The 21,407-nt window shown below is 36.4% G+C and carries 18 protein-coding genes; 8 read left to right on the plus strand and 10 right to left on the minus strand.

Annotated elements, in window-relative coordinates:
* Window positions 1-6: 6 nt before the first annotated feature.
* Genes J3U71_RS09800 through J3U71_RS09810 form a run of 3 tightly spaced genes read right to left on the minus strand, consistent with a single transcriptional unit; the run spans window position 7 to window position 1,915 of the window.
* Window positions 7-336 (minus strand): PTS lactose/cellobiose transporter subunit IIA, encoded by a 330-nt coding sequence (locus J3U71_RS09800; protein WP_220268891.1) that lies wholly within the window; start codon window positions 334-336, stop codon window positions 7-9.
* Window positions 337-344: 8 nt separating this feature from the next.
* Complete coding sequence (locus tag J3U71_RS09805; RefSeq protein ID WP_267394003.1) at window positions 345-1,583, minus strand: PTS sugar transporter subunit IIC; 1,239 nt, start codon at window positions 1,581-1,583, stop codon at window positions 345-347.
* An 11-nt stretch (window positions 1,584-1,594) separates the two neighbouring features.
* Window positions 1,595-1,915: a PTS sugar transporter subunit IIB gene (locus J3U71_RS09810; RefSeq protein WP_267394005.1), complete on the minus strand. Its 321-nt coding sequence runs from the start codon at window positions 1,913-1,915 to the stop codon at window positions 1,595-1,597.
* A 198-nt stretch (window positions 1,916-2,113) separates the two neighbouring features.
* On the opposite strand from J3U71_RS09810, the gene J3U71_RS09815 reads away from it, so the two are divergent.
* Both J3U71_RS09815 and J3U71_RS11655 read left to right on the plus strand, forming a co-directional pair.
* Window positions 2,114-4,009 carry a BglG family transcription antiterminator gene (locus tag J3U71_RS09815; protein WP_267394007.1) on the plus strand — a complete coding sequence of 632 codons (1,896 nt, stop codon included), beginning with the start codon at window positions 2,114-2,116 and terminating at the stop codon, window positions 4,007-4,009.
* A gap of 286 nt (window positions 4,010-4,295) precedes the next feature.
* Window positions 4,296-4,382, plus strand: a complete 87-nt coding sequence (locus J3U71_RS11655) for a putative holin-like toxin (protein WP_220269653.1) — start codon at window positions 4,296-4,298, stop codon at window positions 4,380-4,382.
* A 278-nt stretch (window positions 4,383-4,660) separates the two neighbouring features.
* Here J3U71_RS11655 and J3U71_RS09820 read toward each other — a convergent pair whose 3' ends face one another.
* Together J3U71_RS09820 and J3U71_RS09825 are read right to left on the minus strand one after the other, a co-directional pair.
* Window positions 4,661-6,637 (minus strand): glucose PTS transporter subunit IIA, encoded by a 1,977-nt coding sequence (locus J3U71_RS09820; RefSeq protein ID WP_267394009.1) that lies wholly within the window; start codon window positions 6,635-6,637, stop codon window positions 4,661-4,663.
* A 277-nt stretch (window positions 6,638-6,914) separates the two neighbouring features.
* Window positions 6,915-7,823 carry a LysR family transcriptional regulator gene (locus tag J3U71_RS09825; protein ID WP_220268879.1) on the minus strand — a complete coding sequence of 303 codons (909 nt, stop codon included), beginning with the start codon at window positions 7,821-7,823 and terminating at the stop codon, window positions 6,915-6,917.
* A gap of 117 nt (window positions 7,824-7,940) precedes the next feature.
* Between J3U71_RS09825 and J3U71_RS09830 the strand changes: the two genes are divergently transcribed.
* From J3U71_RS09830 to J3U71_RS09840, 3 genes are all read left to right on the plus strand, one after another.
* Entirely contained in the window at window positions 7,941-8,483 is a 543-nt protein-coding gene (locus tag J3U71_RS09830) for a PAS domain-containing protein (protein WP_220268878.1), read from the plus strand.
* Window positions 8,484-9,035: 552 nt separating this feature from the next.
* On the plus strand, window positions 9,036-10,451 hold the full coding sequence (locus tag J3U71_RS09835) for a DASS family sodium-coupled anion symporter (RefSeq protein WP_267394012.1): 1,416 nt from the start codon (window positions 9,036-9,038) through the stop codon (window positions 10,449-10,451).
* 48 nt (window positions 10,452-10,499) lie between these two features.
* Window positions 10,500-12,332 carry an FAD-dependent oxidoreductase gene (locus J3U71_RS09840; protein ID WP_267394014.1) on the plus strand — a complete coding sequence of 611 codons (1,833 nt, stop codon included), beginning with the start codon at window positions 10,500-10,502 and terminating at the stop codon, window positions 12,330-12,332.
* Between the two features lie 140 nt (window positions 12,333-12,472).
* Here the strand turns inward: J3U71_RS09840 and J3U71_RS09845 are convergent, their stop codons facing one another.
* Both J3U71_RS09845 and J3U71_RS09850 read right to left on the minus strand, forming a co-directional pair.
* Window positions 12,473-13,381, minus strand: a complete 909-nt coding sequence (locus J3U71_RS09845) for a LysR family transcriptional regulator (RefSeq protein WP_267394017.1) — start codon at window positions 13,379-13,381, stop codon at window positions 12,473-12,475.
* 148 nt (window positions 13,382-13,529) lie between these two features.
* A complete protein-coding gene (locus tag J3U71_RS09850) occupies window positions 13,530-14,429 on the minus strand; it encodes a LysR family transcriptional regulator (RefSeq protein ID WP_267394019.1) in 900 nt (299 codons plus the stop codon).
* Window positions 14,430-14,553: 124 nt separating this feature from the next.
* Between J3U71_RS09850 and J3U71_RS09855 the strand changes: the two genes are divergently transcribed.
* The 3 genes from J3U71_RS09855 to J3U71_RS09865 all read left to right on the plus strand — a co-directional run bounded on the left by J3U71_RS09855 (window position 14,554) and on the right by J3U71_RS09865 (window position 19,034).
* Window positions 14,554-15,312: an SDR family oxidoreductase gene (locus tag J3U71_RS09855; RefSeq protein ID WP_220268869.1), complete on the plus strand. Its 759-nt coding sequence runs from the start codon at window positions 14,554-14,556 to the stop codon at window positions 15,310-15,312.
* A gap of 33 nt (window positions 15,313-15,345) precedes the next feature.
* Window positions 15,346-17,157, plus strand: a complete 1,812-nt coding sequence (locus J3U71_RS09860; protein WP_267394020.1) for an FAD-dependent oxidoreductase — start codon at window positions 15,346-15,348, stop codon at window positions 17,155-17,157.
* A 65-nt stretch (window positions 17,158-17,222) separates the two neighbouring features.
* Entirely contained in the window at window positions 17,223-19,034 is a 1,812-nt protein-coding gene (locus J3U71_RS09865; RefSeq protein WP_267394021.1) for an FAD-binding protein, read from the plus strand.
* Window positions 19,035-19,094: 60 nt separating this feature from the next.
* Here the strand turns inward: J3U71_RS09865 and J3U71_RS09870 are convergent, their stop codons facing one another.
* From J3U71_RS09870 to J3U71_RS09880, 3 genes are all read right to left on the minus strand, one after another.
* Window positions 19,095-19,397: a MazG-like family protein gene (locus J3U71_RS09870; RefSeq protein ID WP_220268863.1), complete on the minus strand. Its 303-nt coding sequence runs from the start codon at window positions 19,395-19,397 to the stop codon at window positions 19,095-19,097.
* 94 nt (window positions 19,398-19,491) lie between these two features.
* Window positions 19,492-19,671, minus strand: coding sequence for a DUF2087 domain-containing protein (locus J3U71_RS09875; RefSeq protein ID WP_220268861.1), 180 nt, complete (start codon window positions 19,669-19,671; stop codon window positions 19,492-19,494).
* Window positions 19,672-19,676: 5 nt separating this feature from the next.
* The gene (locus J3U71_RS09880; RefSeq protein ID WP_267394023.1) at window positions 19,677-21,266 is read right to left on the minus strand and encodes an ATP-binding cassette domain-containing protein; all 1,590 of its coding nucleotides are present in this window, start codon (window positions 21,264-21,266) and stop codon (window positions 19,677-19,679) included.
* Window positions 21,267-21,407: the final 141 nt, after the last annotated feature.

Consider the following 21,407-nt stretch of genomic DNA (forward strand, 5'->3'; position numbering starts at 1 on the left):
CTTATTTTAAATGGATATTAACTTTAGTATTTCAATCATTTTTTGATCACAATTTATCTCACTTGATATTGTCATTAATGTATCTTGTGCATGAGCAAAAAGTGGAGAATAGTCGTACTTAATTCCTTTAGCTTCACTTTGAATAATATTAGTTTGCGCATTATGAGCCTTAACTAATTGTTCGGTTGCCTGTTTTAATTGTTCAGCTGCTTGTTTAAAATTTGTTTTTTTAGCACTATTAAAAGCTTCGTCTGCTAAATTCCTTGCATTTCCCGCATGCATAATAATTTGCATTGAAACTGATATCAACTCATCTGTTTTGCTTTTTTCTTTCATTTCTTCACCTAATTGTTTTGCTTACCTTCCTGTTTGACCAATTGCCGATCATATACTCTAAAAAATGGATACCAAGTTAATAAATAAATAATAAACAAGACCACATACCAAATCACTGCTCGTAAGTCTTCAGTAATCATAACTGAGGAAAATGGTGCAGGAATTTGGCCAATCTGTATCATCTTTGCTGGAATATTTAACCAATGTAGTCGCATAACAACCCATATAACTAATGGACCTGTAATAGCATTAATCCACATTGGAATCATTAAAATCGGTGTCATTACAACCGGAGTAGAAAACATAATTGGTTCATTTATATTAAAAATAGATGGAATCAGGCAAATTCTTCCAATTGCCTTTAACCTAGTTGATTTTGCAAATAACATCAAAATATTAAGGGTTAAAGTTGCCCCCATTCCACCCATTGTAATTAAAGCCGTAGTGAACATTACTTCACTTGTAGCAATATTTGTAGCGGGTTTGCCTGCAGCAACGGCTGCAATATTAGCTGTAATTCCCGCCATAAAGATTGGTGTGGAAACAGCATTAAATGACCAGGAAGAAATACCTAATGTGTATAAAAACGTTGGGATGAGACTCAAAAGCAAAAATCCTGGTAATGTTTGACCAAAATTTTGTAATGGACTAAAAATTAGATTAATTAATTCAAATGGATCTAATTTATTAACAAAAACAATAGTCGAAAAAAGTGCAACATTAATTAAAATAGGGATAATCGTATTAATCCATCCCACAACGAAATCAAGAATACTAGATTCTTCTAATAAATGAAGTTTGCTCCATAAGTGAAAAACAAGTGCAACTAATAAGCCAGTTAGCATTCCTACTAATAAACCGGTTGCACCAAAACGATTAAATTCAGCTATAAATAATCCCTTTTTGTTAATTACAGGATTAACCGTAATAAAAAAGACTGCTATTGCTGTTAGTCCAGCCATTTGCAAGTATTGTGGATGCTTGAGGTTTTCCATAGCTTCACTAGCAATCAAATATGCAACGATTATTCCTAACATACCAAAAGTAAAATTTGATAGATTTGACAGGTCGGGAAGAACTGGTATATATGACCGAAAAACGTTGTAAAGAAAAATCAATGAACCAGCTAAAATAAAAGGAATAATTTTTTGCATCGATTCTGCAATAGTTGCAATCCAGGGCTTCGTAACAAATTTTTTCATTACAGGAGCGGCTTTGTTAGTCAACCAATCAATTACTTGATTCATGATTATTTCTCCTATTCTTTAAACAAATCATTTTGAATAAATTCAATTAGACCTTTTCCATCAATCATGCCATATATATCGTCAGGGATTACTTCGACTGGTACTTGGTATGGTTTAGCCTGCTTACGAAATTCCTTCAATTTTTGTGAATAATGTGGACCGATTAGCAAACCATCAATGGAAGGTAAAAATGAAGATACTTCTGTTTCACTTCTTGCTTCAATTTGATAATCTTTTTTCATCTTTTTAGCTGCTTTACGCGCACTAGTTGCTAAAAAGCCACTAGACATACCCATTCCGCAGACTAGTAAAATTCTTTTTGTTTCAGACATCTTAAGCCTCCTAAGTTTTAAATTTTAAGAACAAGTTTATTATTGCTAGCTATACTCAAAATTTCCTCTTACTTTTTTCCTATATGCTGGAAACATTTTATTTCCTAACAAGTAGAAAAAAACGAGTTGAATGAACTCGCTGTATCGATAAAATTAGGTTGTATAGTGAAACACACCGATTTCCAAAGGAGGTTAAGCGTGCAAGATAAATTAAGTGAATTGATTAAAATTCTTTTAAAAAATGAAGATACTGTTATTAGCAGTACGTTGGCGGCAGAGCTTCAGGTTTCAGCAAGAACAATTAGAAATTATGTTCATGAGATTAATGGTTTAGGAGATAATGACGTAATCAAAGCAAATAATAATGGCTACTATATTAGCAATAAACTTGCTGCCACAGAGTTATTGCGAATTCAGCAACAAGTAGGGACACATATTCCTCAAAATAGCAGTGAAAGATTTACTTATATTGTTCAAAAATTATTGAGAAATAATTCCTTGGATTCCTTTAGCTTAGCTAATGAATTATATATCTCCTACGGTACTTTAAAGCGAACTATCCTATACAGTAATAAAAAACTCGAGCGCTGGAAAATAAAAATAAGTTCTGCTCATGATCAACTTTCTTTATTAGGCAATGAAAGTAGTAAAAGACAACTTTTTAGTTATCTGATTTACCGAGAAAACACGGGGAATTTACTAAACAGTAATTACTTAAAAGAATCTTTTGGTCAGGAAGCAACATCCAAAATACAAACAATGATTAATCAAATCATTGATTATTATAATTTACGACTTAATGAATTCTCTTATAATAATTTACTACTGCACTTATTAATTTTGGTCTCAAGATTAGCAATTGGTAAAACAATCAATCAACCAGTAACCACATCTGATTCAAAAGTTGGTCCATACACCAAAGATTTAGCTAAGCTAATTGAAAAAAATTTTTCTGCTAATATAACTTCTTCTGAAATCCAAGAAATCGATATTTTGTTTAAATCCAATGCTAACTTGTACTCTGAACTTGTTGATCAAAAATATTTTGCACCAACCTTTAGAGAAAAAGTGCAGACTATTATTAATAAAGTCGAAAGTATGTATCTTGTTAATCTCCATTCTCAGACATTTATTCGTCCATTTTCAATTCATCTTTATAATCTAATTTACCGATTAAAGCATCATTCTGTGCTACACAATCCCATCAAAATCGATATTAGTAATAACTTTCCTTTAATTTACGACATTGCTACTTATGTTGCTTTTCAAATTAACGAATTGTGGCATTTTAAAATAGCAGAAGACGAAATTGCCTTTATTGCGCTCCATATTGGTGCAGAAATCGAACGGCAAAAGCAAGCGCCCGAAAAATTAAAAGCTGCAATAATTATTCCCACCTACCTAAATATAGGTGAACAAGTATTTGATTTTTTCCGTCGTAATTTTTCAAAGGATATTTCAATCGTTAAGCAATCAGACCAAATTTTTGATAATGATAATTTATCCACTTATGATTTAGTCTTTTTAATTATGATTTCAAATGAAAAGAATCAACTTAATAGTCGCTATATTCAATTAGATCCTTTTCAATTAAACGAACAAAAAGGGAAAATTCAAGCTGCTATTGAACAAGCAACTTTACATCGTAAGAAAGAACTATTTAAAGAGAATGCAACTAACTTTTTTACTAATGACTTATTCTGGAATCTTAATCAAAATACAACAAAGAAGAAATTAACTAAGGACATTTGTAATAAAATGAAGTCTTTAGGAATCATTGCCCCTAATTTTTACCAAGAAATTTTACAAAGAGAAGCGATGGGTTCAACTGCTTTTAAACAAATTGCTATTGTTCATCCCATGGATTATAATGCAAAACAAACTAAAGTGGCAGTTGCCCTATCGCAAACAGGTATCAAATGGGACAATAAAGTAGTAAATATTATTTTTATTATCTCAATTTCAAAAGAATATAAAGACGAATTTCGCAATATTTATGAAAATCTCATGGCCTTTCTATCAGATAAACAGACCTTTAAGAAAGTACTATCAGCGCAAACAATTGAGGAATTTTATATGAACTTATTATCTTAGCCACTTGCTTTAAACAAACTAAATTTAAAAACCTAAATAACTATTATTTTTATGTATATTCCTGCAATATTATATCTAAATAATTTAACTGCTTATTTTTCTTGTTCAATTGAAGTAAAAACCTCGTAATTAAGCTTTTTTACTCAAAACAACTGATTTGCTAAAATGTAATATTTGTTATAATTAAGTTTGAATTGATGGCAAATTGTTTTGAGGGCGGTTGGCTGTTTCACTTGAAAGGAGAGGGTGCCTATGGTACGAAATCTTTTAGAAAGGTGTACAGTCAATGAGCGTATACCATGCACTAGAATTAGAGCTGGCATTTGCCACGTTTATTATTGTCTTGTTGACGTATATCGACAAACGCAAATAAACAAAAAGACCGTCCCAACAATAACTTTGGCGAGTTATGGGACAGGTCTTTTTGATTAACCAATAACTTTTAGTCAACCGCCTTTAAAGCGGCTGCTTGAAATTCAGATAAGAGGTCTTGCCTTTGCAAGACTTCTTTTTCTTTATGACTATATTTTAGCATGGGTAAATCAATTTTGCACAAGAAGTTAATCAAGTTCTTGATTAATTTATTTGAGTTAGTCTTTTTTTCCATATGGTTTATCAAATTAATTAAGCTTTTCTACTTAAAATAATTGCTTATAGATTAGCTAGATTTTTCTTTTTCGGTGCCTGTTTTGGACTAGTTGCATCGCCTTCTTGGTAACCAAAGAAGTAGGTTAGTAAAAAGGCAGCAATAATTGTCACGATTGAAGCAATCCAGAAGTTAAGCAGATTGTTCGGATTGCCTTGCCCTGCTTTAGCAACAAATGATGGAAAACCAATCAAACTACCAGTAAAGCCATACATATCAACTTTTAGTAGGCCATTGACTAAGCCACCGATTGCTGCCCCGATGCTAGAAGTGATAAAGACGCGACCATATTTTAGGTTGACCCCATACATCGCTGGTTCAGTGATACCAACTGCTGCTGAAATAGCTGCACTAAGTGATAAACCTTTTAATTCAGGATTATGCTTAGTCTTAAACCAAACGGCTAAGGCACCAGCACCCTGCGCAATCATCGTTACCGAAACGATTCCGTTCAAAACACTGTGTCCGGTAGATGCAATGTCATTGGCAATAATTGGGATGACCGCCCAATGCAGACCAAAGATAACCAGAACTTGGTAGAATGCACCAATAATCAAACCAGACAATGCGGTGTTAACAGTTAATAACCATTGCAGAACTGTTGCAATTCCTTCAGAAATAAAGGAAATCACTGGCCCTACGATAATTAAAACCGTCATCCCAACTAAGAAAATTTCAACCAACGGGGTAAAAATCTGCCGTAATGTAACTGGCATCCATTTTTTAATCCACGGTTCAATTTTGGCAGCCATCCAAGCCGCAAAAATCATCGGAAAGATTGAATAGGTGTATTGCGGAATATGAATTGGAATACCGAAGAAGTTAGCATTAATCCCTACACCAGCAAGGAAATAACTAAACTTGCCACTAGCATAAATTTTTACTAAATCAGGATAAATTAGGAAACCACCAATAATAGCAACAATAACTGGGTTAGAGCCTAATTTTTGGGCTGCAGTAAAGCCAACGATTAATGGCAAAAAGTAAAAGGCTGCATCCCCCATCGCATTAATAATGGTATATGTTGGCGAATTCGTCGACATGTGGCAAAAATTGGTTAAGATATTAAGAATACCTTTTAACATACCACTGGCAGCTAACAACCCAATTACCGGCATCATTGATCCCGTAATAACCCCGATTAATTGGAAGAAGGCATTCTTGATTTTGCCACCAAAACTCAAGTTTTGTTTAGCAGCTGAATTGTCAACGGTGCCGGTTTGTTCTTGGACCGCAAAATCTGGCCCTAGCAGCTTAATCACTTCGTCATAAACATCGTCAACAGTTTGCCCAATCACAACTTGGTACTGGTTATTAGCACGGGCTACGTCTAAGACTCCACTTATTTGACTAACTTCATCGTCATTAGGAATGCTGTCGTCTTTTAAAGTAAAGCGCAACCTTGTAAAACAATGAATAACGCTCTTAACATTATCTGCACCGCCTACTGCATCAACGATTGCTTTAGCCGTTGTTTGGTATTTTGATTCCTTAGAATTTTTCGTCGCTTGATTTGCTTCTTTCAGGGTAACTACTGCGGCACAATCTCCTGCAGAAACTTGCACCTTTTTAAGCTCAATATCAGCTAAAATTGTTGCCGTATTGGTTACCGCAACAATTACCGTGTTTTCTTTACCAGCTGCACTAATTGCATCTAAGTCCATTTCCCCTAAGCTCTGACCAGCCTCAACTTGGTCATTTGCTTTGACGCTAATCGTAAATGGCTTGCCGTCAAGTTCAACTGTATCAATACCCAGATGGATTAGTACCTCCATGCCTTCAGCTGTTTTGAAACCTATTGCATGCTTAGTCTCAGCAACCATCACTACCTGACCACTCACAGGGGAAACAATTTCTCCCGAACTAGGCTTTAACGCGAAGCCTTCACCCAGTGTCTTTTGCGCAAAAACTGGATCACTAACATCGCTGAGATTAATAACCTCGCCAGCAGTTGGTGCCAGCAATTTAATCTTCTTATTCATCTTTCAACCTCTTTTGCTTATCTTGCCTATTACGATAATGATATCGCTTTCTTAGAAATTATATAGCTTGTATAGACAAGTGTCAATTAGTTATTTGTGACTATTGCAAGCTCAATATTTTCATTATCTTTTTTCTTCTGCTTAATAAAGATAGTTGAATAGACAACCTATTACCTTGCTAACGGTAAATGACAGGCAAGTATTTTCAAGCTAATTAAAGTTCTGCTAAGCAAATCATAGCCAAAAAGTTTCACATGAAACCAACAAAAAGGGCACCTTAAAGTGTCTTTTTTTGCATGCGCTGCTTCTCGAAATCTTGAATAAACCTGATAAATTGATGCGATAGCCTTTGATCATTATTTTTTTGCATAATCATTATTAAATCAACTGTCGGCTCCCATTCTAGCGGCACATATGTCAAACTGGCATCAAGCTCGGCGTAGATACAATACAGTCCTACTGCAATTCCCTGACCACTTTTAATAAGGATATTAAGAGACGGTAAATCGCTCGCATAAGTAACATTTAGCTGATCATTTAGCTGAATCAGGCGATTCTGCAAATTAATTAAGTCAACCGCCGCCCAATTACCATCTAAAAACAACATTCTTTCGCCCTGAAAGTCGTCTAATTTTAATGAGGACCGTTTACTAAGAGGATTAGCTTTAGGTACAATTGCTTGAAAAGTTTCCGACTCAATCTGATAGCTTTTAATACTACTTAAATCCGCACTCTCTTTACTAGTAGTGATCATTACGTCTAATTCACCTGCCAATAGACGCTGCTTTAACTCGTTATGGGTTAGATTTTCTAAAACAAATTTTACTTCCGGGTGAATTTTTTTAAATTGTTTAATCCAAATCGGCAGATACAAATCATTAAAAAGAGAATACGAATAACCAAGAGTTATCTGTGAGCTATCAGCCGCATTCTCTTTCTGAATATCTTGCACCGCGGAATAATAACTATTAATAAGAGGTCTAATTTTCTGGCAAAACGCTCGGCCGTTTGGCGTAACATGTACAGACCGCTTATTACGATTAAACAATTTTACTCCTAGCTCGTCCTCAATTGCATTGATATCGTTAGTAACCGTTGGCTGCGTTACGTGCATCATTTTAGCGGTTTGCGTAAAATTCTGTGTTTCAACTAGATTTATAAATGTTACTAATCGTTTAATATCCATCGTATTTTCCTTATAAGTAATTCCTATTATTAATAACTGATATTAATTTCACTTATAAGTATAAATAAAATATACTTTTGGTGTAATTGAATTTGGAAAAATTATGGAGGATTAAAAATGGTTGAACATACGGAAGAGTCCACTAGTAGTTGGGTTACTGAGACTTCTAAAAAAGTTAATGCTGCTAAAGGTTCAGATTACGTTGAACTAGATCAAGGCTTAATGACGGTTGACCAAATTGATGCGGTTTTTAACTGCTTGCCACTTGAACTGATTACAATCGATAAAGATGATCGCTACGTATACTGCAATAATGAAATTCCAAAGAAGATGCTTTTATCACCCCGCTGGCCAGAAAAATTAGGACAAACTTTGGCTCAAGTTCATCAAAGTTCTTCTCTGCCCCATGTTCAAGCAATCATGGATTATGCCAAAACGGGCAAGACCTATGAGCTAGTAAAGCCGAGTGAAAATGAATACATGGTTGCTTCGTTCAAGGATATGAAGGATAAAAATGACCAATACGCTGGCGTAACAGAATGGATTGTTGATTTATTACCGATTATTAACTGGTACCTAGATCAAACTGGCCAAAAATTGGTGCCTGATGAAACTAAGAAAATGGTAGATGCTAGTTCAGGTGCCTCTAAACATGCTTAATTAATAAAAACCACCATAATAAATAATGATATAACATCAAAATTAGATAATTTAATAAAATGTAGTTAGGGACTAGCCTCCAATATTCTGTGGGAGCTAGTCCCTTTATCATTTAGAAAAATATTCCTGATATTTTCTCTTTATCCTAATCGTATCTACATGAATCTCATGGTTATCATTCATGAGGCAGATCTAAAATTAAAGTTAACTCATGAAAATTGGCTAATATTGACAGTCACGATTATTTCTCTTTATGAATCATAAAAAGCTTCTATTTCTATTATAGATATATGTCATATATAATTTTTCTGTGGTAATTGTTTTAAAACATTGTAGCAACAGAAAGGATTTAATATGTAAATTTTTAATGTATTAAAGATAATTATTGATGTCATTAATTCAACTAGTATTATTGGTCAGATTCTGCCAAAAAGAGAGCTGCTTTTTCCGTCTCAGCTCTATCAATTCAAAGACTTCAATTTTGCAACAAATTACAAAATTTAGACACTTGAATAGTGATTTCAGAAAACTAATGATTGTAAAGGTGAAAAAATGTTAGATAAATTTCAATGGAAGAAATGGATTTTGCCACTAGGAGCTGGTATTATTTTGTGGCTTTTAACCCCAGTTAGGCCAACAGAAATTAATGTCCAGGCTTGGCAACTGTTTGCAATTTTTATTGCAACAATTATTGCTTGTGTGACCAAGCCATTGCCAATGATGGCAACGACAATTATTGCGGTAGTCATCGCCACGCTTACCGGCATTCTCAAAATGAACGAAGTAACCGCAGGCTTTGGTAATCCTACACCGTGGATGGTCGTAATGTGCATGTTTCTGGCTACTGGTCTTATTAAATCAGGGCTAGGAAAAAGAATTGCCTATCTTTTTGTAAAAGCTTTTGGAAAAAGGACCTTGGGTTTGGCCTATGCTCTATCCTTGGTTGAAACAATTTTGGCAATTGGCATGCCAAGCGATAACGCCCGTGTTAACGGTATTATGTATCCAATAATTGATAACCTCTCAAAAGAAATGGGTTCAGATCCTAAAAAAGGAACTGAACGTGATATAGGATCTTATTTAGTTTTTAATGAATATGAAATTAATATCGTAACTTCAACGATATTTCTGACTGGTCTTCCTGGCAACTTAGTTGCCCTCGGAATTGCAAAAACTCAAAATATTTCCTTTTCTTGGATGCAATGGTTTCTTGCCGCAATCGTTCCTGGCATAATTTCATTACTTGTTGTTCCATTCGTTTTGTACAAAATCTATCCGCCTAAAATCAAGAAAACGCCTAATGCTCATGCTTGGGCAGACGGAAGGCTAAAAGAATTAGGCAAGATGACCCCGGCGGAAAAGATTATGAGCTTTGACTTTCTTCTTGGCATTACTCTGTGGTTAGTTGGACCTACAATTGGTATTGATGCAACACAAGTTAGTTTCATTGCCGTTGCTGTTTTGTTAATTTTCGGGGTTATCAACGTTAAAGATCTTCTCAACCAAAGCTTTGCTTGGAACCTTTTGACATGGTTATCCATCATCATGTTGATGTCGCAAAAATTGATGGCGCTAGGATTTTTCCCATGGTTCTCAAAAACTTTGGGGAATACGCTTCATGGAATGAACTGGATCTTGGTTTTAGTGATTTTATACCTGGCTTATTTCTACCTGCACTATCTGTTTCCTAGCGTATTAACACAAATTTCTGCACTTTATGCTGGTTTCTTATCAATTGCCGTCGGTGCAGGAGTACCGCCAGTACTTGCTGCAATAATGCTAGGCTTTGACGGATCATTATATTTGTCAACTTCAAGCTATTCTGCAGGCCCTGCTGCTATGCTTTCCTCTACTGGCTATGTTTCAAACAAAGATTGGTGGACCCTAAGTGCGATTATCGGGGTTGTACTCAACGTCATTTGGCTGGGCGGTGGCCTACTTTGGACTAAAGTAATCGGTATGTGGTAAGCAAGAGCAAAAATTATCAAGTAAAAAATATTTAAAGGAGATACAAACATGGCAAAAGAACATAAATTTCAATGGGATGCTGTTTATGATGTAGTTGTTGTTGGTTTTGGCGGTGCTGGAGCAACCGCTGCACGGTTTGCTGCAGATAAAGGAGCAAAGGTACTCCTAGTTGACAGTGCCCCAGAAGGACATGAGGGTGGCAATACCCGCTATGCTGGTCAATTAGTTGGGGCAGGAACCGATTATGATGCATTAAAAAAGTATCATGAAAGTTTAGCTGCTCCACTTAAGCCCGATAAAGAGCCTTTTGAGAATCTAATTAGAGGCATGGCAAATATGGGAGAGTATTTTGAAAAGTATTTGGGTGTAAAAGCAGTAAGTAGAAAAGAGCTTATTGCTAAAAAGCCTTCCACCCTTCATGTAACTGAATACCCTGAATTGCCTGGTGCCGATTCCTATGACCATTATCTAGTTCATGAAGGAACCGGTGACTCTGCACTATGGAAACTATTACGCCAAAAAGTTTTAGATCGGTTGGATAAAATTGATGTGTGGTACAGTAGTCCAGCTAAGCACCTCATTCAGGATGGTTTCTCTAAAGTTGTACTAGGTGTCCAGATTGAACGTGATCAAGTTTTACGCAACATTAAAGCCAACAGTGGTATTGTTTTATCAACTGGTGGCTTTGAAAATAATAAAGAAATGATTCAAATTTTCCTTCAATCACCTTATTTATCCCCTATTGGCTCACTTTACAATAAAGGTGATGGTATCAAATTACTTGAAGAAGTTAACGCACAATTATGGAATATGCGTTCATTTGAATCTCTTGGTCAATTCCATGGTCTATCACTTCGGCAAAAAGAAGGCGTTCGCTCTACTTACACCAACAGAGGATATGCTTTCTGGTCAGAAATTTATAAAGGCAGCTCAATTGTTGTCGGTGATGATGGTACACGCTACTTTGACGAATCCCAAAGAAACCGTCATGGACATATTTATAATCACGGTGACTGGGTCGTTCCACTAAATCAAAACCATCCTTACATGATTTTTGATCAAAGAAAATATGACGAACTAGCTAATGAACCTGAAGGTGACTGGAAAGTCCCACATTACCTGGATCATGCAATTAAATGCAATACCATTGTGGACTTGGCAAAAACTATTAATAAAAAGCCTGAAATTCTCACAAATACTATTGAAGAATTCAATTTCATGGCTCAGCAAGGCAAAGATTATGCATATCACCGTGATCCGCAAACGCTACGTAAATTTAGTAAAAAAGGCCCTTACTATGCCATTGCTTTACGTCAAAACATACTTAATACTCAAGGTGGTGGTCGACGTGATGGTCATGCTCAAGTTCTTGACCCAAGCAATGAACCGATTCCGCACTTATATGAAGCAGGTGAGTTGGGTTCCCCATTTGTCAATAAATACACAGGTGGTGGAAATATCGCAGATTGCCTGATTTCTGGCAAAATTGCTGGTGAAAATGCTGCAGCTGATAAGAATGATTTACCTGAAAGCTTTGAAAATATATTTACTGCCGGCATTAACAGCAACTTCAATCCTACAAGTGATGAAGCTGAATGCCACTATGAAACTGGTAAAAATCAGTACCTGGGCTTCAGCAGCAAAGGTATGGGCGACGGCGTTGTTGTTCGCACTACCATAGATGAACAAGGCAAAATTAAAAAAGTTGAGATTCTAAAGCAGTCTGAAAGTGATGACTATGGTCAAAAAGCGGTTAAAGAGCTACCAGAAAAGATAGTTGAACAAAATAGTTATGAAGTAGATGCCGTATCTGGTGCATCACAAACAAGTCGAGCTATCAAAGAAGCTGTTAAGGATTCACTAGATAAAGCTAAGAGGTAATATATTTATTTTTTATCCAGATAAAATTAACCCTTCAGATTACCCAACCTGAAGGGTTTTTATGCAAGGCTTACTCATGACGTATTCAGACAAGGGGTTTATTCCTGCCTGATAAAAAGCATTTTTTCGTATTACAAAATTTAATAATTTAATATGGTTTCATTTTTTTGTAAATCCTTCTGAATAGACTTAATGAATTTTTTAACCACTTGTCTGTTGTTTCCCTTTTTAATAACTGCACCATAGGTTACTCCCAAGTCTGCTTTCAAGGGAATGTGTACTACTTCTTCACTTTGTTTTTTATAAACGAAATCCAACCCCATTGTGATCCCCTGTAAAGCACCTGCCAGAATAGAGGCACTCATTCTGTTATTAGTATAAGTGACATGCATATTTGTATTTGCATTAATTAACTTGCTTTGTAAATCAATCATCTCAACTCCCGTCCAGTTGTTATCAACAAATATCATATTTTGCTCTGAAAAATCATTAAGTGCTAATTCCTGTTTGCCAGCTAACGGATTATTGTTAGGCACGATAGCAAAGAATTTGCCTTCAGTTAACGGATAGAATTTCGTATGTTTAAGATCCTTGGCATCTCCCTTACTGGTTAAAAATACATCAATATTTTCGCTTTCCAAGTATTGTTTTAACTTATTATGATCTAAAATTGTTACATTAAACCTTACTTTAGGGTATGTTAAATTGAATTTTCTTATCCATCTAGGTAAAACCTCTATATTATACGGAGTTACCATACAGCCAATATTAATAACGCTTGCTTTTTCTTTTTCATCATCCTGAATGCTCTGCAATGCCACATAATATTTATTAATTAATGGTTTAATCTGATTATAAAAAATCATTCCCTTTTTGGTTGGGACTACATTTCTTTTATTACGAATAAATAGTTGCTGGCCTATTTCATCTTCGATCGCCTTAATTATATAGCTAACACTTGGCTGAGTGAGGTTTAAAGCATGTGCTGTTCGGGTAAAATTCTGTGTTTCAACTACATTTACAAAAATTCTTAGTTTACTAATATCCATAACCTTTGTCCTTTATCAAAAATGCATTTATTTTTATTATAGACAAAAAACTTTGATAAATATTAATCCTAAAAGTGAAATCTTGGCAGTTTTCATGAGATATAATGTTTTATGCCAAACATCTATTTGTATAAGGTTACAGACACACTTAAAAACTTTTGCTAATTTTTTTAAAACTACTATGAATTAGTTCAATAAACTTATTCAGAGCTTCGCTATTACCCTCTTTCATATATGCAATGCCATAATATATAGTTTTCGAATAATTCAAACTTACCGCATGCACAAAGTGCAATCTGTCATTGTATATATGCTTAGGTAAGAAGCAAATTCCCAACCCTGATTGAACCATAATCATTGCCGACTGGATATTATTTGCCCTTATAAATCTTGATCCTTTGCAAACCTTAATAGCTTCATTTTGTAATTTGATTAGCTCAGGACCACTGTTGCTATCATCCATTAAGATTAAAGGATAGCCATCCAATTTTGCCAGTTTGATATTTCTCCCTTCAATATCAAAGTCACTAGGAATTAATGCCTTAAAATTGCCCCGGCCAATTGGTGTGAAATCAATATTATTATCATCAGCTATATCATCCTTAGTAGTAAATATTAGATCAATGTTGCCATCTTTTAAACCTCTATGAAGTTCATTATGCTGAACGTTTTGAATATAGACATGAATTTTCTTATTTTTTTCTTTAAATTCATGAATTAATTCTGGAATACGCTTTATTTCATATGGCGTTCCCGTATACCCGATTCTGAGACTATCAAAGTGTTGCTGATATGAATTTCTGACTTGAGTAACTGCATTATCATAAGCAATCAAAATCGTACTTACTTGTTCAGCGAATAGCCGACCATCCGTAGTAAATTTAACCTGTTTATTATTTCTTATTATCAACTTTACCTTTAGTTCTCTTTCTAAAGAGTCAATTATCTTAGAAACTGCTGGCTGCGTTATACCTATTAATTTAGCTGTCTTCGTAAAATTAAGTGTCTTGGATAAATCAACAAAAACTCGTAAATGTTCAATTTTCATAAGTTATCATCCTTTTATTCCATTTCGTTATTTATTATAACTTTGTGTTCTTTTACTTTAAGCGCTTTCTTTAATAATATATAGCATATAAACCATATACAATCAATAACTGGAGGTTATTATAATGAATAAAAGACTTGAAGGAAAAGTAGCTATAATTTCGGGCGGTACTTGTGGTATTGGCTTGGCAATTGCTAAAGAATTCGTCAAGGAAGGTGCTAGGGTAGTTATCGGTGCACGTTTCAAAGATGAAGAATGTTTAGAATTTCTAAATGAAAATCCTGCAGATGCAGATTATATGAAACTTCAGGTTAAAGATGAAGATAACTGGATAAAAGTTGTTAAAGACACAGTCGCTAAATACGGGCATTTAGATATTGTTGTAAATGATGCCGGGATTGGCGATAAAGAAGGTTTTGGCCCGCAAACTATTGATAGAGAATCAAAAGAAAATTGGGACGAAATTATCGGTGTCAACTTAACTGGTACTTTTTTAGGCATCAAGCATGGGATGGCTGAAATGGAGAAAGAGGGACGTGGTGGTTCAATAATTAATATTTCATCAATTGAAGGTTTTGTTGGTTATTCCACTGCAGCTGCCTATAATGCATCTAAGGGTGGTGTCAGATTAATGACTAAATCAGCTGCTCTTGACGCTGGTACTTTAAAGAATAATGTCAGAGTTAATTCAGTTCATCCTGGTTACGTTAAAACCAGAATTTTACCGAAAGATATTTGGAATCAAATCACTCCTACAATTCCAGCTGGTCGTATAGGCGAACCCAAGGACATTGCTGGAATCTGTGTATTTCTTGGTTCAGATGAATCTTCTTATGCTACAGGTGCAGAATTTGTAATTGATGGTGGCGTGATTGCGCAGTAATATTAAGAATGCATTTAGAAAGGAGCATAAATTATGACACAATATAGTGCTGAAGCAAAAGGATTTCACGGCGTAATTAAAGCTGTGGTTGATATTAACAAAAATAATGGCGAAATTAACCAAATTTGGGCAGAAAACGTAACCCCGAATACGGTTGGTGCAGCCGGAATTGATAATTGGCTAAAAGAGGCTAACAACCAAAAATCAGTTGAGGTTGATGCTATTTCCGGTGCTTCCATTTCCACAGGTGCATTGCGAAAAGCTGCAATTGAAGCCGTACAAAAATCTGGCGCGATTGCAATTAAAAACAGCATGGATACTGTCAGTGGTGCTTCTCAAGCAGACTCGCACACAAAAGAAAAAGATAGCGGAGTTCGTAAACCCGCAAACTATCCATTAATCAAAGAAAAAATGTTTGATTATGATGTAGATGACTACGCCGGTGAATACGACCTGATTGTTGTTGGCTCAGGTGGAGCAGGTCTGTCTGCTGCTGCAACCGCTGCTGAAAACAATGCTTCTGTTATGATCATTGAAAAGCAAGGTATCGCCGGTGGCACCACTAACTATTCCGGCGGTGTCATTCAAGCAGCTGGAACTGATTTACAAAAAGAAACCACTAAGTTCCAAACTGACTGTCCCGAAAATCATGAAAAAGAATATATGAAGGCCGGTGAAGGTCGCGTTTATCAAGAATTAGTTCATGATTTTACGCAAAATTCACCCAAGAACATTGACTGGCTAGCAAAAATGGGTATTAAGTGGAACAATGTTTATGGTCATACGGAAATCCCATATGCTAAAGATTATTTTGCCGATCGTATCCACGTTTACGAAGGTGGCGGCATGAGCGGTAATGGCATCATTTTGACACAGCATCTTCTGAAATACGCTTTAAATCTCGGGGCAAAAATCACTTATAATACTGCAGCAGTGGGCTTAATTAACGCTGATGATAGTCAGCGCAAAATTTGCGGTGTCGTTATCGAGGGCAAAGACCGCCAGCTTAAATACTTGAAAGCTCGTCAAGGCGTCATTTTGGCTACAGCTTCAATTGACCAGAACTTGGCTCTGGCTAAAGACCTGAGCCCACAGCATTACGAAGACGTTAAAGCTCATCATTGCTGGTCTGTTTCTACAGACCGCGGTGACGGCATCGTGATGGGCATGTCTGTTGGTGCAGCAGTTACTGGCTTTGGTGGCACAATTGACTTTGATGCCCGCACAGGAAATGGTACTGATGATCGAGTTCCCACCATCCCTTCAATTTTTGTCAATGGTAATGGTTTAAGATTCGTCAACGAGGATGCTACTTATGCTTATGAATTCAGAGCTATTTTTAACCAAGAAAAGTTGTTGGATAAACCAACTTATCAAATTTTTGGTAAAAGTTCTATATCGGGTAGCTCCAGTCCGTGGAATGAAGAATCTCTGGCAAATGATGTAAAAAACGGATTGGTAATTAAAGCGGATACTATCGCCGACTTAGCACAAAAAATTAATATTCCGGTAGAAAACCTTGTTAATAGTGTTAATACTTGGAATAAAAATGCCGCAGAGGGTACAGACCCAGAATACGAAAGAACTGTTGGCGTTGAGCCGTTTTCCGGCCCATACTTTGCTTATCGCAATACGCCGGGCAACCTTGGCGCAATTGGTGGTTTAAAAATCAACCAAAAGTGCAACGTACTTGATGTATATAACCAGCCAATTAATGGACTCTACGCTGCGGGACTCAATGCTGGCGGCTGGATTGGTTCATACTATCCAGGCTCTGGTACAGCAATCGGCGGTATTGTTCATCAGGGACGCCGTGCAGCAAAGTCGATTTTAGGGTTAGAATAAAAATTCAGGAAAAAGGTGTCCCTATTTGGGGATGCTTTTTATATTTACAAAAAAGGAAACTAAAAATGTTAACTTCGCAAATTAAAAATTTTAAGTGGCAAGATGAATATGACGTTATTGTAATTGGCTTTGGCGGAGCCGGTGCTACGGCCGCAAGATTTGCCGCAGATAAAAATTGCCGTGTTCTATTAACCGATGTTGCTCCAGCAGGGCATGAAGGTGGCAACACACGCTATTGCGGCCAAATGATTGCCGGTACAAAAAACAGGGATTCATATAAAAAATATTATTCGCAGATGACTGCACCCTTTGAGCTCGATGAAAAAGTCATTGACACTTTTGTTGACGGCGTTGCCAACATGCAGGATTATTTAGTGAAATACTTAAGCGCTAAACCTTTTAGTTTCTTAGACCATAAATCAAGCCCGGTTGTGCAGTCGGTTATCAATGATTTCCCTGATTATCCGGATTACCCAGGAGCTTCTGAATATGATATGTATACGGTTCATGATGGTAAGCAAATCGAAGACGGTGCTTTATGGAAAGCTGTTAGAAATGAAGTGCTGAAACGTCTTGACCGCATTACTGTTTGGTATGATTCCCCCGCTGTTCATTTACTGCAAAATTCCAGCGGAAGAGTTGTGGGGGCTGTGATTAAAAGAAAAAAACATAATATTTATGTTCATGCTAAAAAAGGCGTAGTTCTTACTGCTGGTGGATTTGAAAATGACCCCAAGCGCATTCAAGACTTTTTAGGAGTTCCAAAGATGGTGCCAATGGGTACGCTCTATAATAAAGGCGATGCAATTAAGTTGAGCACCGAAGCTGGCGCTGATCAGTGGCATACGGGCATCTTTAACGGCGGTGGCCTTTACCACGGCTTGACTTATGCCGTTACTGACGGTGAACGTGGCATCTTGTCTTTCACATGGCCGCAACTTTATACTGGCAGTATTTTTGTGGTGGGTAATGATGGTACGCGTTACTTCCCTGAGGACCAGCACTCTAAGGCAGGCTATCTCTTTATTCATGGTTTTGGCAGACACCCATACCTGACTACACAGTCCTGGATAATTTTTGACGAAAAGCAAAGAAAGCAATTAGAGCAGATCCAGGATCCTGCCTTGCAAAATGCGCTAAAGACGGCAATCAGTGCTGCTTCTGTTTCTCAACTAGCTGATAAGTTGAAATTTGACGTTGCTACCTTTAAGCAGACAGTCCGTGATTTTAATGAACTCGCAAAGTTAGGCAAAGATTACCCGTTCGGCAGGAAAGGCGAAACTATGACTTCGCTTGATGATGGCAAAATTTATGCAATCAGGTTGCAACCAGCGGCACTAAATACTCAAGGCGGCCCGCGCAGAAATGAAAAAGCCGAAATTCTGCGATCAGATGGTTCAGCCATTAAAGGGCTGTATGGTGCTGGCGAAGCCGGAAGCATCACCACTAATCAATATCAAGCTGGTCAAGATGTCGCAGAACTGCTTATTTTTGGTAAAATTGCCGGTGAAAATGTTGCGCGCGAAGACAACGATCTTGTCAGCAGCATTTCACCTCTAGCAAAAGAATTTTTAATGAGTGACGAAAAGCCGGTTGATTATCACGCCAATGCTAATCAATATCTTGGTAAAAGCGACCAAGGCATGGGCAATGAGTTTGTTGTTAAAGTTACCGTGAATGACAATAAAAGCAAGATTGAGAAGATTGAAGTGGTTAAACAAAGTGAGACTAAAGAAATAGGTCAAAAAATCATTCGTCCTTTGCTCAACAATATAGTGAAGGCAAACTCAACTGATGTCGATGCAGTTTCAGGTGCTTCGTTAACTTCCAATGCCATTAAAAGTGCCGTAAATGATGCACTTGCTAAGATTAAGTAATCTTTTAGATATAAAAATGACAGCCTGTATTATGATACTGACTGTCATTTTTACTTGTAATCACTTTTTCAAGCTCTTAGTCCCATTTTTATCATAAACGCGTTTTTCATTAATCTTCATCTTTGCAACAATATCCGTCCCTAAATCGCTGCCTAGCATTTCGGCAATGCCCATAAGAAAAATAGCGACATCGGCCAATTCTTCACTGATATTATCTCTGTCTTGTTTCAGCCAGGCTTGAAAAAGTTCATTGACCTCTCCATACAATAAAAGCAGCTCAAACTTTATGTCAGTGGTATTAAAGCCATGCTTTTTCTTGTTTTCTATTACCCGTTTTTGTAATTTTTCCGTATCAAGAATCACGATTTACTCCTTTTTTGCAAATTAACCCAATTAAACCGGCCATCATCAGTTCGGTTTAAAAAAAGTACTTAATTAAATCACGTCTTCGTGTGACCTAGTCATCAAGGTACTTCATCAAAATTAAATTAACTTCCTGCTCCGAATACTGTTTTCCCGATTGAAACTTAGAAGCTAAGTATTCTAAAATTACTAATCTATTTTTAGCCTTGCTTGGCCAAACTTTAACCACCCCGTTAGCATCCAAATATCGTTCAAGTACTTCATCTTTTTCCACATTCATCACCTCTTATTCAGTTTGATAATTTGATCAAACATCGCTTTTTCTTCCTCAGAGATTTTATGGGCTACTTCAATCACGGCCAAGTTTGGCTGCTTTAGCAAAGTCTTGTGAATTTCAAGAGATAACTCAGGGTCAAGGGCACTGGTAGCCTCATCTGCTAGAAGAATTGGTCGCTCAGACAGCAATGCACGAGCAATCTCAATTCGTTGAATTTGACCGCCCGATAAGTTGACGCCCTTTTCGCCCACTTGATAGTTCCAACCTTTCTCTGAAATTAAATCAGTAAGTCCTGCTGATTTTATCGCATATGCTAGTTCATTGTCTGTAGCCTCGCGTCCTAAAGAAATGTTAAATTTGATAGTATCGTCAAAAATAAACGGCTTTTGGTTAACGTAACTGAAGTTATCGTGCGCCATATTCCAGTTTCCTGTCACGTTTTTTTGATTAATATATACATTTCCTTTATCCGGCTTGATTTTGCCTAGCATCAGGTTTAATACTGTCGTTTTCCCCCAGCCACTTGGAGCCATCAACAGGATTTTTTCATTAGGAGCAATCGTTAAAGACAGATCTGTCAAAATTTGGTGGCCATTTTGACTATATGATGCATCTTCGACTTGTAATCCAGTAAAAGTACCTCCACTTACCTGTTGTGCTTTACTACTTGAAAAACGCAGTGCTTTTTCAACCTTGTCCCACATCGGTTTAGTTGACTTGATTTGATTAAGCTGTTGAAAAATATTCACAATTGGATTAATAAATTCATTTGATAACTGGACTATCATGACCAACGTACCAGCACCAATTTGTCCTTGAAACATCAAGACTGCACCAACAAGAAACGGCAGTATGAAACTAAAAATATCAGCAAAAGTCATGATGACTTCTCCTGCCGATGCTTGAGTAAAGTTTAGTGACATCAAAGCTTTTTCCATCTTTTTCGCACTACTAACAACCTTTAAAACCGTTGGCTTCTGCGCATCATATAAGTCAACCGTTTGTGCTCCATTCAAACCATCGTTAACGCTCTGCGTGTACGAAGCATTCTTTGCTTCCCAGACTTCAGATTTATCTTGAATTTTTTTGGTGAAAGCTCTTTGAACTAAGCCGGGGACCAAAGTTGCTACCATAAAAACCATTGTTAATACCCACGAATTGATTATTCCTACAGCTAAAGAGAGCAAAAAAGCAATCAATTCCGAGATAATCATGAGCTCATTAGACGTCTTTGCCGTCTCAATTTGCTTAAGGTCATTAGTCATGAAACTTAAGCCGTCTTTTTGTGAATCACTGCGCTGATCGATTAAGTATCCTATCGTTTTTTCTTTCAAATAAATATTGATATCTTTAATAATCTCGCACTTCACGTAACGGTATGCAAAGTTGGACAGCATAATCATGACAATTGCCAATGAGCCTATACCAGCGATTTTTACCAAACTGTAAATGTTTCCCTGATGATTTTGCGCTGCATTCAGCATGATCTTAGTCACATAAGCAATGACTACATTTCCTAGTGCACTAATAACCGCAAAAAGCATATATATAATTAGCTTCCATTTTGGTGCAAACTTTAAAGAAGTTTCCATATTGTCCCAACCTTTCTGAGTTATTATTAGAGTGCTTGTAGACTCTACAGTTTTTTAATAATATTCACATTTTAAAATAAACAAATTTTAGCATTATCTAATCAATAAAACAAATAGCTTTGTCATATAAGTATATTAAAT

Origin of the sequence: Lactobacillus sp. B4015, assembly GCF_026536055.1 — a bacterium.
Classification (GTDB): Bacteria; Bacillota; Bacilli; order Lactobacillales; family Lactobacillaceae; genus Lactobacillus; species Lactobacillus panisapium.